Source organism: Corynebacterium gerontici (assembly GCF_003813985.1).
Taxonomy (GTDB): domain Bacteria; phylum Actinomycetota; class Actinomycetes; order Mycobacteriales; family Mycobacteriaceae; genus Corynebacterium; species Corynebacterium gerontici.
The window spans coordinates 853,082-867,798 of sequence record NZ_CP033897.1 but is presented as its reverse complement, the minus strand read 5'-3'; the positions used below and the strand labels follow the sequence as shown (position 1 = coordinate 867,798).

Genomic DNA, 14,717 nt, shown 5'->3' with positions numbered 1-14,717 from the left:
TTTTAAGACTCAGAGACAGCAGTCAGCAGCGAACCTAGCTCCGCTGCTTCTTCCTTATTTAATTCGATTACCAGGCGTCCGCCACCATCGGTGGGAATGCGCATGACGATCTTACGGCTCTCGATCACAGCCTCCATAGGGCCATTGCCGGTACGAGGTTTCATCGCTGCCATGGGTAGTTCACCGTTCTTTCTTGCTTGAAGGGGATTCGCTGGCCGCGCGTTGCAGCCGAGCAGCTCTTTCTAGTGTAACCTCACCCGACTGCTCATCGTTGCGCAGCCGGGCAAGAAGTTCCATCAGCACCGCATCTACCTGCACCGGATCGTAGCCGTGAGCAACCCGAGTGAATCGAATCTGCTCCCACTCGCCACGCTCAAGCAACATCGCGTTTCGCTGCGCCACAGCATCGTGCCGAGCCGCATGAGGATCCTGTTTGTTCAAGGGCATGAGCAACCAGCCAAGCAACATGCCGACAAGCACCAGGGCTACGGCACCAACGAGCCAGGGAAGAACTGCAAACATATCCAACAGCCTAACCCTTCAACGCGGGACGCTGCGTCACCTCAATGCCCCTCTGCCCGGCGCGCTGAAGGATCGTTGCCGCCACCTCCTGCGCCATAGATGAAAGTTCGTGCAGTGGTCGATTGCGGTGGGTTCGCACCCCTGCTTCAACTTCAAGCAACGCCCGGGGGCCATAACGACGTGCCACGTCAATGAGTAGACCCACTTCCACGCCGTAGCCTGCAACGAATGGGACCTGCTCGGCTGTGCTGCGGCGAATTGCGTACTCTCCGCCGAGAGGCTGCCGGATGTGTGCAAGCTCGGGAAACAGTAATTGCAGTAGTGGGCGTGCCGTCAGATGCGTCACGCGGCCACCTTCCGAACCATCAGTCATTGGCCGTTCATACGCGGCTTTCACCAAGTGGATGCTTGGATCTTCGAAGGGGGCGGCGAGCAATTCGACGATGTCCGGGTTGATTCTTTGCAGGTCTGCATCCAAAAACACAACAACCTCACCCTGTGCGGCATGGACCCCACGCCAGAGAGATTCACCTTTGCCAGGCAGTGGAGGCGTCGTCATAATATCGCGCCAGTTCAGCACAGTAGCTCCGGCATCGCTAGCGACCTGGGCGGTGGCGTCGCGGGAGTCGGCGTCGATCACCAACACTTCATCGGCATGACGGCGCGCCACTTGCACCACGTGCGCCACGGTGGCTTCTTCATTGAGAGCCGGTATGACCACCGAAATCATGCAAGCCCCCTGGTGACAGCCCGCGGGGAGCACGTTCCCTGAATCGCGGCGGTCATCCGAATGGTGTCTAGGGTGGCGGCTACTTCATGTGCTCGGAAAACTGCTACCCCTCTTGCCGCAGAAAAGCTCGTGCACGCCAAGGTTCCCGGCACGCGCTCCCCCACTGGACGATCAAGGGTCTCTCCAACGAAGTCTTTATTGGACAACGCCATGAGCACCGGCCAGCCGGTGACGACGAGCTCATCGATGCGCCGAAGCAACTCCAGGCCGTGGTAGGTATTTTTGCCAAAGTCGTGAGTTGGATCGATAAGCACTTGATCCTCAGGTACCCCGCATTCAACAGCGCGCTGAGCAAGCGCGGTGGTCTCTCGGATCACATCGGAAACGACATCGTCGAAATGAACGCGATACGGCCGCGTTCTGGGCTGGACGCCACCGGTGTGGGAACAGACGTAACCAACCTTGTGCGCGCCCGCTACCTCCACCAGCTCGGGATCATGCCCGGCCCAAGTGTCGTTGACCAGATTCGCTCCGGCATTGATTGCTTCTTCGGCGACAGCGGCGCGCCAGGTATCCACGGAAATGTGGAGATGCGGATAGCGCTGACGCACTTCGGCAATGAGCGGCACCACACGATCAATTTCTTCACTCGGCCCCACATGCGTTCCGGGACCAGCTTTCACGCCCCCGATATCGATGATGCCTGCACCCTGATCCACCACGGCTTCAACGCGGGCAAGGGCGGCATCGAAAAGCTCTGTGGCGCCCTGATCATAAAAAGAGTCCGGGGTGCGATTCACAATCGCCATCACCGCAGCAAGCCCGTCGGGGCCAAGGTAGAAACTGCGCACTACTGCTCCGTGTCGCCCTGAGCAAACAGTGGCATTTGAGCATGAACCCGCTGAATATGATCCACCGCCTCTTCGATGGAGTCAGTGAGCAAGAACAGATCCATGTCACCTTCTGAGATCATGCCCTCCTGCACCAATGTATCTTTGAGCCACTGCACCACACCAGACCAAAACTCGGTGCCCAAAAGCACAATCGGGTAGTTGGTGACTTTGCCGGTCTGGGTCATGCAGAGCACCTCGAAGAGTTCATCCAAGGTGCCCAAACCACCCGGCAAGCACACGAAGGCCTGCGAGTACTTCAAAAACATGGTCTTGCGGGCGAAGAAATAGCGGAAGTTCAACCCCATATCCACATACTCATTGATGCCCTGCTCATGAGGCAGTTCAATGCCCAAGCCGATCGAACGTCCACCTGCTTCCATCGCGCCTTTGTTGGCGGCCTCCATCAAACCGGGACCACCCCCGGTAATGACGGCGTAACCGGCATCGGCGATTGCTGCACCGAGCTGCTCACCCAATTGGTAGTAGGGCTCCTCCGGCTTAGTGCGCGCGGAACCAAAGACGGTTACCGCCGGGGGAAGCTCCGCCAGCGCGTCGAAACCGGAAACGAACTCGCTTTGGATTCGCAATACACGCCAGGGATCAGCATGCAGCCAGTCATGATCCGCGCCAAGTTCAAGTAGGCGCTGATCGTATGTGCCTGCGCCTTTTGCAGCGTGCTTGTCTCGCACCAGCATGGGGCCGAGCAGCGTACGGTTTTGGGGTCGATTCATGGTGTTTCCTTCTCAGAGCGTGAGGCCTAGGCCGAGGCTGGGTTGGTCAAATACTGCAATAGCTGCTCGCTGACTGTGGTGATCATATGCACTGGGCACTGCTCATCCTTCTTATGGGCAAAGGAAGGATCACCCGGGCCAAAATTCACCGCCGGAACGCCGAGTTCCGCGAAACGCGCAACGTCGGTCCAACCATACTTCGCACGGAAATTACCTCCCGTGGCGCGCAGCAGTGCTTGAGCCGCTGGCTGATCCAGACCGGGACGTGCGCCGGGCACCGCGTCGCTGACCTCGTAGTCCACACCCTCAGGCAGGTCGAGGACGCCAAGCATGTGAGCCATGGCTTCGTCGAGAGTGCGGTCCGGGGCGAAGCGGAAATTCACGTACATCCACGCCTCGTCCGGGATGGTGTTGGTGGCCACCCCAGATTCACAATGCACGATATTCAAACCCTCGTGGTACATACAGCCATCCACTTCCACCTCGCGGGCGGAATACTCGGCGATACGCGCGATCACCGGTGAGAGTTTGTGCATTGCGTTATCTCCGAGCCATGACCTGGCCGAATGCGCGCGCACACCATGTGCTCGAACCTTCAGGCGCACCGATCCTTGGCAGCCGGCTTCAATCATGGCCCCGGAAGGCTCGCCGAGCAGCGCCAGATCCCCCTCCAGCCACTCGGGATGGGACCGTTGAAGTTTCGCTAATCCGTTGTAGGTGGCAGCGACTTCTTCTGCTTCATAACAGATCAGCGTGAGGTCGTGCTGCAAGTTCTCCGCATTCGCCAGCGTTGCAAAAGCGTGGAGGTAGCACGCCATTCCCGACTTCATGTCCACGCTGCCGCAGCCGTGCAGGGTGCCGTCGATAAGCTGGGAGGGCACGTTCTCGGCAATCGGCACAGTATCGATATGCCCGGCCAGAATGACGCGTGAGCCTAAGCCACGATGCGTGCGCGCCATCACGGTGTGGTGCATCCGAAACACCTCGACACCATCGATGCCCTTCAGCGCCTGCTCGATCTGATCAGCGATAGCTGCTTCGTGATGCGAGGGGCTTTCAATGTCCACCAATGCCGCGGTGAGAGCAATGGGATCCTGTGCAAGTTCCAGCATGCCCACCACTGTAGCCAGCACACCACCAGCACTGCACCCTGGGCACAACGCTCGAAGCACAAGCGTTACCATAGAATCATTATGAGCACTTTTGGCGCGCAAGCAGTAGGCATCGCCAACATCGCGATGGACGGCACCGTTTTGGATACCTGGTATCCCTCACCTTTGCTCAGTAACCACTTTGACCTTCCAACCGGCACCATCCGTCTAGCTGCTCACGAACTGACGCAAAAAATGCTCAGCCTGGTGCGCATCGACGAAGACCGCATGGTGGAGCAAGTGGCCGTTCGAACCACCATCCAAGACCTCAGCGCCCCTCCAGTGGATGCCCACGACATGTACCTGCGCCTACATCTGCTCTCCCACAGAATGGTGCGACCGCATGAGATCAATATCGAGGGCGGCCTCGATCTGCTTTCCACGGTGGTGTGGACCAACAAGGGTCCCTGCCTGGCCCAGAATTTTGAAGATGTGCGCATGGCACTGCGTTCGCGAGGACTCATTCACGTCTACGGCATTGACAAGCTCCCGCGGATGGTGGACTACGTCGTGCCCAGCGACATCCAAATCACTGAGGCCGAGCGCGTACGCCTCGGTGCCTACCTCGCACCGGGCACCGAAGTATTGCGCGAAGGCTACGTCTCTTATAACTCCGGCACCCTGGGCGCAGGCCGCATCGAAGGGCGCCTCTACCCCGGCGCGGTGATTGATGAAGGCTTCAACCTCGGCATCTCTTCCTCGATCGTGTCCGACAAAGACAGAAGCCTGGTTCGCATAGGCAAGCACTGCCACATTGGAGTGGGCTCAGCCATCGTGGGCATCGATCTTGGCGATAACGTGCGTATCGGCTCCAATTTGATTCTTGAACCATCCACCATGGTGCACCACTTCGAAAACGAAAATCTGGTGCCGGCCTCGGCAATAGCAGGGATCTCGAACGTGGAGATCACTCACGTTGCAGACCAAGTCGAGCCAGTGGTTCGGCCACTTCGCTAGGTGGAAGAGCAGCGCACATACCGAAGCCGCTGCGCAACACTACCCTTTTGGGGGCACTGCGCCCGATTTCTCTCATGAAAAGCTCAGGCAAATTCCTTGTGTGAGCCGAATATCTTATTGTTTTTGCTATGTCCCAAACAACAAATGACACAGCGCTCGGTGCGGGCCTGAAAACTCGACACCTCACCATGATGGGTCTCGGCTCTGCCATCGGCGCCGGTTTGTTCCTCGGAACTGGCGTGGGCATTGCGGCGGCAGGCCCTGCGGTGCTCATCGCCTATATCATCGCCGGCGCCATCGTCGTGTTCGTCATGCAAATGCTCGGCGAAATGGCCTCGGCGCGTCCCGCCTCCGGCTCCTTTTCCATCTACGGCGAACAAGCCTTCGGCCACTGGGCTGGTTTCTCCCTCGGCTGGCTGTACTGGTTCATGCTCACCATGGTCATGGGCGCAGAAATGACCGGTGCAGCAGCCATCATGAGCTCCTGGTTTGGCGTTTCGCCATGGATCCCAGCCCTGATCAGCGTGGTCTTTTTCGCCGTCGTAAACCTCGCCAATGTGCGCGGCTTCGGCGAATTCGAATTCTGGTTCGCTTTCATCAAGGTCGCCGTCATCATCTTCTTCCTCATCGTTGGTGTGCTGCTGATCTTCGGCCTATTGCCGGGCCACACCTTTGTTGGCACCGAGAACTTCCTCGACCACGGCTTCATGCCCAATGGCATCGGCGGCGTTGCCGCTGGTTTACTCGCCGTGGCTTTCGCATTCGGCGGCATCGAGATCGTCACCATCGCCGCTGCAGAGTCTGAGGATCCCAAGACGGCCATCGGCGTGGCTGTGCGCTCCGTGATCTGGCGCATCTCACTGTTCTACCTCGGCTCAGTCCTGGTGATCACTTTCCTCATGCCGTATGACCAGCTCGGTGGTGCCAAGTCCGCCGCAGAATCGCCCTTCACCCAAATCCTGGCGATGGCGAACATTCCCGGCGTCGTGGGATTCATGGAGGCAGTGATCGTGTTAGCACTGCTTTCGGCGTTCAATGCGCAAATTTATGGCACTTCCCGCCTCGTGCATTCTCTGGCTGAACGCGGCGACGCCCCCAAGGTTTTCGCTGCCACCAATAAGCAGGGCGTTCCGACTTCTTCCGTGATCTTGTCGATGGTGTTCGCATTCCTCTCCGTTGGTCTTCAGTACTGGAATCCCCCGGGCCTGCTGGCCTTCCTGCTCAACGCCGTGGGCGGCTGCTTGATCGTCATTTGGGTTCTCATCGCGTTCTCGTATCTGAAGCTGCACCCGATTATGAAGCGCAACGGGGAGCTGACCTCGGTACGCATGTGGGGCTACCCCTGGCTCACGTGGGTCACGCTGGCAGCCATCGCTGGCCTGGTCATGCTCATGCTTTTCGACGACTCCTCCCGCGGCCAGATCACTTCCGTGCTCGTGATCTTCGGCGCCCTCGTAGGATTGTCCTTCTTGGTTAAAGGCAAGCGAAGCTAGGAAACGTCAAGAAAGGTACACTGCAACACCATGACTTCTGCACATGCCATTGGACTTGCAACGATCACCCAAGACGGCGAGATTTTGGACGCTTGGTTCCCGTATCCGGAGCTCAGCGGACAGCCAGCCGAAGCCGGCACCGAGTTGATCGAAGGCAGCGAGGTTCCCGAGGACTTCCGCGCGCTTTCGGTCACCGACGGCGACCGCAAAGTTGAGCGCAAGGTTATTCGCACAACGCTTTCAAGCCTCGAGGACGCCCCTAAGGACACCTTCGACGCCTACCTGCGTCTGCACTTGCTCTCCCACCGCCTAGTCAAGCCTCACGGACTAAACTTGGACGGCATCTTTGGCTTGTTGAACAACGTTGTGTGGACCAACTTCGGCCCCTGCTCACCGAAGCACTTTGAGGTCACCCGGGCTCGCCTGCAGCGCCGCGGCCCGGTCACGGTGTTTTGCATGGACAAGTTCCCCCGCATGATCGATTACGTCATCCCCTCCGGCGTGCGCATCGGCGATGCCGACCGCGTGCGCCTGGGCGCCCACTTGGCAGAGGGTACGACCGTGATGCACGAAGGCTTCGTCAACTTCAACGCTGGCACCCTGGGCAGCTCCATGGTGGAAGGCCGAATCTCCGCCGGTGTGGTGGTTGGTGATGGCTCGGACATCGGCGGCGGCGCCTCGATCATGGGCACGCTGTCCGGCGGCGGCAAGCACGTCATCTCCATCGGCGAGCGCTGCCTGTTAGGTGCCAACGCCGGTTGCGGGATTCCGCTTGGCGACGACTGCGTGATCGAAGCCGGCCTCTATGTCACCTCCGGATCCAAGCTCGTCGCTCGCGGTGCCGTTGCCGAGGCGCTCGGCGTATCCGACGGCGACACCATCAAAGCCGTTGATCTCTCTGGCGCCAACAACATCCTCTACCGCCGCAACTCCGTCAGCGGCGCTATCGAGGCGGTGCCGTGGAAGTCTCAGGCAGTTGAGCTCAACTCCGAGCTGCACAAAAACTAGCACGTAAGCAAAATGCCCGCTCCGTATGGAGCGGGCATTTTCGTCGAAAAGCTTAGACGTGGCTGATGGGCTCCTGGTCCACCACGATGCGGGTAGGGCGGAATGCCCACAGGCGGTTGATGAGGAAGTTGATCGGCATGGATACGAGGATGGCGATCGCATTAGCCCAGTAGACCTTGGTGTGGAAACCGTCCGAATTATCGAAAATTCGATCAGAAAGCGCGATGGGCGACTCTGGGTTCATCAGCAATGTTGAGATGACCAAGCTCACCATGAACGCCACAAGGCCGGTGGTGAGGAAGGCGAAGAATCCCTTCCACCATTTTGGGCTCACCGTTGCCTTGAAGGTCCACATTCGGTTGAGTTGATAATTCCAAGTGTTGGCCACCAGGAACGCCACCGTTTGAAATACGTGATACCAGCGAATGTGGAAAGCCGTACCGAAGAGATTATAGAAAGGATCTTCTGGGGTGATGTCCGCGCTGAACAGCATGAGCTTGTTCATCAGCACCACGACAGCCATGTTCACCAGCACGCCAGAGCCACCCACGATGCCAAATCTCAAGAATTGGACAATCGTGGTGCCTATTGTGGACGATCGCGCCACGCTCGCACCTCGCTGAATATTGATTGCAGTAGCTAACCTGAGTCATCTTACGCCCAAGTTGCTGCGAGGTTAAGTGCCGCTAGGCCAAACGCGCGGCCACCTGCTCGATTTGCTCCATCGGTGCGGTCAAAGCAACGCGGACGAAGCGCTGCCCCTCAGGTCCATAGAACTCACCTGGAGCCACGAGCACGCCACGTTCCGCGAACCACTGCACGGTGTCCCAGCAATCCTCGTCACGAGTGATCCAAAGATACAGACCCGCCTGAGAGTGCTCAATACGGAAACTCGCATCGCTCAGCGCACGATAGAGCACCGCGCGACGCTTGGCGTAGCGAAGTTGTTGCAGCTCTTCTTGGGCATCATCATTGAGCGCTGCCACGGTTGCCGCCTGAATTGGCCCGGGCATCATCAGGCCAGTGTGCTTCCGCACCTCAGTGAGCTCGGCGAGCAATGCTTCATCACCGGCGAAGAAGCCCGAGCGGTAGGCGGCGAGGTTGGAGGTTTTTGACAGCGAGTGGATCGCCAGCAGGTTGCTGAAGTCACCATCGCATACATCCGGATGGAGGATGGACAGCGCTTCGCCTTCCCAACACAAGCCCAGGTAGCACTCGTCGGAGGCGATGATCACATTGTGCTCACGCCCCCACGCCACCCAAGCACGCAATTCTTCCAGTGTGCTCACTGCCCCTGTGGGATTCGATGGCGAGTTGATAAACACAAGATCAATGCCGCTTGCGTCTTCAGGCGGTGTGCTCGCGCGCAACGGGGTTGCGCCAGCTACCAGCGCCGCCACCTCGTATGTTGGGTACGCGACCTCTGGGATCAATACGGTGCCACGAATGCCAAGCAGCATGGGCAGCAAGGCGATGGCTTCTTTCGTGCCGATGACCGGAAGGACCCCTGGTGCGCCTTGTACCTGGTATCGGCGTTGCAAAGACGCGGTGATAGCCTCTCGCAATTCGGGGGTGCCGATAGTTTGGGGATAGCCCCCGGGCGCAGCGGCCTCAGCCAGTGCGAGTTGAATGCCGGGCGCCACCTCGTCGATGGGCGAGCCTACCGAGAGATTAATCATGCCATCTGGGTGCTCAGCGGCACGCTGCTTTGCAGGCTCCAGCAAGTTCCATGGGAAATCCGGCAGCGTGGCTGACAAGGGTGTGCGCACGGGGCAATCCTTTACTGTTTAAGCCTGCGGAGGAAGCTTTTCCACCAGTGGCGCGTCGAAATCTTGCGGGCCGAGCTTGGCAGCGCCGCCTGGCGAGCCGAGATCGTCAAAGAATGCGGCGTTCGCGTCGTTGTAGTCGATCCACTCGTCCGGTACGTCGTCTTCATAGAAAATGGCCTCAACGGGGCAAGCAGGTTCGCAAGCACCGCAGTCGACGCACTCATCGGGGTGAATGTAGAGGGAGCGCTTTCCTTCGTAGATGCAGTCCACGGGGCATTCCTCAACGCAGGAACGATCCATGACATCAACACAGGGTTGAGCAATTGTGTACGTCATTGAAGCTGTATTCTCCAGTTTCCAAGCAAATGGTTTGGTGCAATCCGCCCTATTATGTCACTTCGCCTCGCGCAATGCCCACACGCCTCCAGCAACACCAGCGATGAGAAGCGCAATAGAGCGAAAGCTATTGAGCAGAAGCTGGTCGCCGCCCACCCCGGACCACACCATAAACAGTGCGTAGCCTGCACACCACACCCACAGCGGTGCCAACTGGAAGGGCACGAAGCGCGTCCACAGCCCGGAGGTCTTGACCAGCACGCAGTTGAACAGCAGCGCAACCACGATGGTGTACGGAAATGGTACTGGCCCAATCCACGTACCCAAGTAGAACACTTCTAAAAACACCGAGATGAAGCTTGCGATGCAGAGCCACAGCACACCCAAGACGGCCTCTGCCCTGCTAAAACCCTGATGCACATAAGGTTGGCGTTCCTCCATGCGCTCAGAGTCCCGCCATCGGGTCGTTGGACTCAGGACGCGAACCGGCCCCGAGCTGATAACTTTCGGTGCGCAACAGGGGCTGCGCGATGAGATTCGAAAGCGCAAAAATTGCAGGCACCAAATCCGGATCTTCGATGCGGGTCCTTCTCGCCTCCGGGTTGGTTTCCGAAACGCTGCCGTCTGCGATCCACAGTTGGGTGGCGTGAGCTTTCATCGCTTCGAGCTTGGCTGCGTAGCTGGCGTCGTCCAGATGCAGACGAAGATCCGTCTCTGCAACGCAGGCGATCTCCCCAGACAGCGCTAATCGCCAACCAGACGGCGGCTGCTTGATGGTGGCGAGGCCCGCTTCGAGGTCCTCCCTGGAGGTCACCGCCCACAAGATTCTCGGAATCGCTACACGTTTGGCCGCCTCATGCGTGATGTGGTGTGCGCGAACGTGGTCGGGATGCCCGTAACCACCGTCGGGGCCATAGGTGACCACGAGGTCTGGGCAAAGCGCCTCAAACCTTTGTGCAAGCTGCTGGACTGATGCCTCGCCAGAGGATATGAAGGCCCGCGGGTGTTCATTGGCAGGATCCCCGATCATCCCAGAATCGCGCCAATGGCCGGCGCCGCCGAGGAACTCCCCGTGCACACCGAGGATGTTTAGGGAGCGGCGCAGTTCTGCGATGCGGAAACCACCGAGCTGGTCGGCTTGATCGGCCACGAGCTGTGCATACGGCTCACCGATAACCTCGCCTTGCTCACCTAACGTACAAGTGATCACGTGGACGTCGGCACCGCGCTGTGCCAGATGCGCCAGCAGCCCGCCAGTCCAAATCGCCTCGTCGTCTGGGTGTGCGTGAACAGCAACAACCGTCTTTCCCAGCAGGTCTCGCATGAAAGCCCCCTAATTGTTTTGCAAGCTCCAGTCGGCAAGAGAGGACAACCCCACCGGCCAGCGCTGGAGATCAGGATTCGGCCCCACAATACCCTTGCCCAAGGCCTGTAAACGAACGTCGCGGAGCAGTACGGTGTTGAGGAACTGCTCAGATTCCAGCGCTTGGGTTTGCGTTTCGAGCGCCTCGCTGGGCACTTGGCCCGCAATGAGCGCCTCAATGGTGTCATTCACCGATGGATCGCAGTAGGTGCTGATATTCGCGGCAACGACGTCTCCGTCGCAGTGATACATGTCGCGCGGCTTCGCGGGAGTCCACGCCACAATCGCATCAATATCGCCATCGGAAACGGTGCGCTGAAGCAGATCGGTGCTATCAGAAGTAATGACTCGGGCATCAACACCAGCGTTGTCCAGAATGTCGGCGATGGCGCGGGTGGCGGCAAGCGCCGTGGAGTCGGATGGGTCCACGCCTAGACGAATCGGCCTACCAAGCGCCAATAGTCCCGTCGGATCAGCTTCCAGAATGCGGGAAGCGGGAACATCAAGTTCACTCGAACGCCCCGTAGCTAAACGCGCGATCATCTCGGGATCGATCATGGAGGCCAGAGATTTGCGTGCAGTGACGTCTAAAGAAGGAGTTGCGCTGAGCTGCAGGCGTCGATCCAAAACATTGGTGCGAACCTGCGCGTGCGGAATCAAACCGAAGGTATCCTTGGCAACCTCCGTGGGCGTCATATCCACAAAACTCAACTGCCCGGAACGCAGCAACTCCGTAGCCTGAGACAAGCTGCGCACTTCAACAAATTGCACAGTTTCGACCTGCGCTGGCTTCGTGCCCCAGTAGCGGTCATTGCGGTGCAACGTAATTACGCCGCGGCCACGATCCACGCTACTCAACGACAAACGCCAGCCGGATGCAGGAATATCGTCGTTGAGTGCAGTGGCAAAATCGGAGGCAGGGCCCAGCACATGGCTCGGCAAAAGATTCTGGAACATGGACTGCCAATCCCCGATGGGCTGTTCAAAGTCCACGTACACCGTGCGGCCACCATTGGCAGACCGCACATTGCTAATGGCTCGGTACCGAGCAGCATCGAGTGCCCCCGGGGTTTCAGCGATGCCATTACGTAGGTACTCGAAATCCGCAACGGTGATGGGCGTGCCGTCAGACCACTGCGCCTCGGGGTTGATGTCATAACGAATGCTCAGCGCGACACCCTTCGGCGGGCTTACCGGACGCGCGGCCTCAAGCAAATCACCGTTGAGCTTGCCTGCTTCAAATGCGCTGGGGAGCACCAGTTGTGCCAGGGTGTTGACGAACTCGTTGGCGTCGAAAAGCAAGTGTGGATTGAGCCCCGCGGTGAGCGGATCAATGCCGACCGACAGCCGAGATTCTTGCTTCTCCCGCTGCTGAGTGGTGCTAGCGACGTTGCTCGGGCGGACATTTTCTACCGGTGCAGGACCGGGCTTCGCCGCACATGAAACAAGCACCGTTGCCAAGGCGATGATGGCGAAACGGTGCTTGGTTGACATGAGGCTACATTTTAGCAGCCTGCGCGATTATTTATTGCGAGCCTTCTCGCGGGAGCGAGCACGGGCACGCTCGGTGGCGTTGAGGATCACCTTGCGCACGCGCAGCGTATCAGGGGTCACCTCCACGCACTCGTCCTGGCCACAGAACTCCATGGCCTCGTCCAGCGAGAGCGAGCGCGCTTTCGCCAGCGTCACAGTAGCGTCTGCCGTGGCGGAACGCATGTTGGTGAGCTTCTTTTCGCGCGTGATGTTGATATCCATATCCTCATCGCGGTTATTGGCGCCCACGACCATACCTTCATACGCTTCGGTGCCCGGCTCCACGAAGAAGGAACCACGGTCTGCCAACTGCTGGAGAGCATAGGCGGTGATCTGTCCGGAACGGTCAGCCACCAGGGAGCCAGTAGCGCGGTCCTTGATTTCGCCAGCCCAAGGCTCGAATCCCTCGGAGTAGTGGTTGGCGATGCCGGTGCCGCGAGTCTCCGTCATGAAGGTGGTGCGGAAGCCAATGAGACCGCGGGCTGGAACCTTGAATTCCATCCGCACCCAATCATCGGAAACGTTGTCCATGGCAACCATCTGCCCCTTGCGTGCAGCCATGAGCTGAGTGACGGCTCCCTGGTATTCACCAGGTACGTCAATGACCATGTGCTCGAAGGGCTCGTGCAGTTTGCCATCGATTTCCTGGGTCACCACCTGGGGCTTACCCACGGTAAGTTCGAAGCCTTCGCGGCGCATCGTTTCAACCAGCACAGAAAGTGCCATTTCGCCACGGCCTTGCACTTCCCAGGCGTCGGGACGCTCAGTGGGAAGCACGCGAAGGGAAACGTTACCGATCAGTTCCTGATCCAGGCGAGCCTTGACCATGCGGGCAGTGAGTTTATCGCCACCGCCTCGGCCGGCGAGGGGCGAGGTGTTCACGCCGATGGTCATGGAGATCGCTGGCTCGTCCACGGTGATGCGTGGCAGCGGGTTGGGATGCTCGGGATCAGCGAGGGTATCGCCAATCATGATGTTGTCGATACCGGAGATGGCCGCAATGTCGCCGGCCACCACCTCGTCGGCGGGCACGCGGGTGACACCGACCGTGCGCAGCAGTTCGGCGATCTTTGCGGTCTTGGTGTGCTGGTTACCTTCTTCGTCATAGTGAATCCAGGCAACCTGCTGCCCCTTCTTCACGCTGCCGGAGTGCACGCGGATCAAACCGATGCGCCCCAGGAATGAAGAGGAGTCCAAGTTGGTGACGTGCGCCTGTAGCGGGCCTTCGATGTCTGCCGTGGGCTCGGGCATGACGTCATAGATGACGTCGAACAAGGCCTGCAGATCCTCGGCATCGGGAATATTGCCGTTGCCGGGGTTTTCGGTGGAGGCTTTGCCTTCACGCCCGGAGGCGTACAGCACGGGGAGGTCGAGAAGGTTTTCTGCAGCCTCAGCGGCTTCGGGATCATCAATAGCGCTGGCGAGTTCCAGCAGCAGATCGTGTGCTTCTTCAACGACTTCATCGATGCGAGCGTCAGGGCGGTCGGTCTTGTTCACCAAGATGATCACGGGCATCTTGGCTGCCAGCGCCTTGCCCAGCACGAAACGGGTCTGCGGCAGCGGACCTTCCGAGGCGTCGATCAGGAGCACCACGCCGTCAACCATGGACAGTGCGCGTTCCACTTCGCCACCGAAGTCGGCGTGGCCTGGGGTGTCAATGACGTTGATGACGAGGTCGTTGCCATCTTTACCCGCGCCCTGGCGGCGGATCGCGGTGTTCTTGGCGAGGATGGTGATGCCCTTTTCCTTTTCCAGGTCACCGGAATCCATCACTCGGTCAACTACTTCTGCGTGGGCGTCGAATGCGCCGGACTGACGCAGCATGGCGTCGACAAGCGTGGTTTTGCCATGGTCAACGTGCGCGACGATGGCAACATTTCGGAATTCTGGACGGGTCAAGGACATCTCCTGGGGGTTCAACTGCTGCACCCGGTGAATCTTGGGCGCAGACGTACAGCGTTTCAACAGTACTGCACACCGGGGCGAGGCGCACCTTTTCAGCGACCAGCCCGCTTTCCAACTTGTATTAGACCCTAGCCTTGAAGCATCCGCCCCGTTCCTACTGCACGTTGTAGGACAGTGATAGATGGGCCGGGTGTGACTGCCGAATAGTCCCGAGTCGCATGAAGTCCACGCACCGACATTTTCCAGGTGAAAAGCGCCTAATTCGTTGGCCCGGCGTAGGTTCCCTGCTACACTCTTCCTTTGTAACAATTTGATAACAAGCCTGG

16 protein-coding genes are annotated in these 14,717 nt (G+C 59.0%); 3 read left to right on the top strand and 13 right to left on the bottom strand.

Annotated elements, in window-relative coordinates; translation table 11 throughout:
* Positions 1-2 precede the first annotated feature (2 nt).
* Genes CGERO_RS04160 through dapE form a run of 6 tightly spaced genes read right to left on the bottom strand, consistent with a single transcriptional unit; the run spans position 3 to position 3,988 of the window.
* Entirely contained in the window at positions 3-173 is a 171-nt protein-coding gene (locus CGERO_RS04160; protein WP_123933614.1) for a DUF3117 domain-containing protein, read from the bottom strand.
* A gap of 7 nt (positions 174-180) precedes the next feature.
* Positions 181-522 (bottom strand): hypothetical protein, encoded by a 342-nt coding sequence (locus CGERO_RS04155; protein ID WP_123933613.1) that lies wholly within the window; start codon positions 520-522, stop codon positions 181-183.
* Between the two features lie 10 nt (positions 523-532).
* Positions 533-1,252 carry a glucosyl-3-phosphoglycerate synthase gene (locus CGERO_RS04150; protein WP_123933612.1) on the bottom strand — a complete coding sequence of 240 codons (720 nt, stop codon included), beginning with the start codon at positions 1,250-1,252 and terminating at the stop codon, positions 533-535.
* Positions 1,249-2,061 (bottom strand): dihydropteroate synthase, encoded by an 813-nt coding sequence (folP, locus tag CGERO_RS04145; protein ID WP_123935922.1) that lies wholly within the window; start codon positions 2,059-2,061, stop codon positions 1,249-1,251. The genes CGERO_RS04150 and folP overlap by 4 nt, the downstream gene beginning before the upstream one ends.
* Before the next feature lie 41 nt (positions 2,062-2,102).
* Positions 2,103-2,876: an LOG family protein gene (locus CGERO_RS04140; protein WP_123933611.1), complete on the bottom strand. Its 774-nt coding sequence runs from the start codon at positions 2,874-2,876 to the stop codon at positions 2,103-2,105.
* A 26-nt stretch (positions 2,877-2,902) separates the two neighbouring features.
* On the bottom strand, positions 2,903-3,988 hold the full coding sequence (gene dapE / locus CGERO_RS04135; protein ID WP_123933610.1) for a succinyl-diaminopimelate desuccinylase: 1,086 nt from the start codon (positions 3,986-3,988) through the stop codon (positions 2,903-2,905).
* A gap of 81 nt (positions 3,989-4,069) precedes the next feature.
* On the opposite strand from dapE, the gene CGERO_RS04130 reads away from it, so the two are divergent.
* The 3 genes from CGERO_RS04130 (at position 4,070) to dapD (ending at position 7,485) form a co-directional block, all read left to right on the top strand.
* Complete coding sequence (locus CGERO_RS04130) at positions 4,070-4,984, top strand: DapH/DapD/GlmU-related protein (RefSeq protein WP_123933609.1); 915 nt, start codon at positions 4,070-4,072, stop codon at positions 4,982-4,984.
* A gap of 128 nt (positions 4,985-5,112) precedes the next feature.
* Positions 5,113-6,477 carry an amino acid permease gene (locus CGERO_RS04125; protein ID WP_123933608.1) on the top strand — a complete coding sequence of 455 codons (1,365 nt, stop codon included), beginning with the start codon at positions 5,113-5,115 and terminating at the stop codon, positions 6,475-6,477.
* A gap of 30 nt (positions 6,478-6,507) precedes the next feature.
* Positions 6,508-7,485, top strand: coding sequence for a 2,3,4,5-tetrahydropyridine-2,6-dicarboxylate N-succinyltransferase (dapD, locus tag CGERO_RS04120; protein ID WP_123933607.1), 978 nt, complete (start codon positions 6,508-6,510; stop codon positions 7,483-7,485).
* Positions 7,486-7,537: 52 nt separating this feature from the next.
* Here dapD and CGERO_RS04115 read toward each other — a convergent pair whose 3' ends face one another.
* From CGERO_RS04115 to typA, 7 genes are all read right to left on the bottom strand, one after another.
* Positions 7,538-8,092 carry a GtrA family protein gene (locus CGERO_RS04115; RefSeq protein ID WP_123933606.1) on the bottom strand — a complete coding sequence of 185 codons (555 nt, stop codon included), beginning with the start codon at positions 8,090-8,092 and terminating at the stop codon, positions 7,538-7,540.
* Positions 8,093-8,171: 79 nt separating this feature from the next.
* A complete protein-coding gene (gene dapC, locus CGERO_RS04110; RefSeq protein ID WP_123933605.1) occupies positions 8,172-9,254 on the bottom strand; it encodes a succinyldiaminopimelate transaminase in 1,083 nt (360 codons plus the stop codon).
* 18 nt (positions 9,255-9,272) lie between these two features.
* Positions 9,273-9,590, bottom strand: coding sequence for a ferredoxin (gene fdxA, locus CGERO_RS04105; RefSeq protein ID WP_123933604.1), 318 nt, complete (start codon positions 9,588-9,590; stop codon positions 9,273-9,275).
* Positions 9,591-9,647: 57 nt separating this feature from the next.
* Positions 9,648-10,031 (bottom strand): hypothetical protein, encoded by a 384-nt coding sequence (locus CGERO_RS04100; protein WP_123933603.1) that lies wholly within the window; start codon positions 10,029-10,031, stop codon positions 9,648-9,650.
* A 4-nt stretch (positions 10,032-10,035) separates the two neighbouring features.
* Positions 10,036-10,914: an N-acetyl-1-D-myo-inositol-2-amino-2-deoxy-alpha-D-glucopyranoside deacetylase gene (gene mshB / locus CGERO_RS04095; protein WP_123933602.1), complete on the bottom strand. Its 879-nt coding sequence runs from the start codon at positions 10,912-10,914 to the stop codon at positions 10,036-10,038.
* 9 nt (positions 10,915-10,923) lie between these two features.
* A complete protein-coding gene (locus CGERO_RS04090; protein ID WP_123933601.1) occupies positions 10,924-12,447 on the bottom strand; it encodes an ABC transporter family substrate-binding protein in 1,524 nt (507 codons plus the stop codon).
* 27 nt (positions 12,448-12,474) lie between these two features.
* On the bottom strand, positions 12,475-14,385 hold the full coding sequence (gene typA, locus CGERO_RS04085) for a translational GTPase TypA (protein WP_206423928.1): 1,911 nt from the start codon (positions 14,383-14,385) through the stop codon (positions 12,475-12,477).
* Positions 14,386-14,717: the final 332 nt, after the last annotated feature.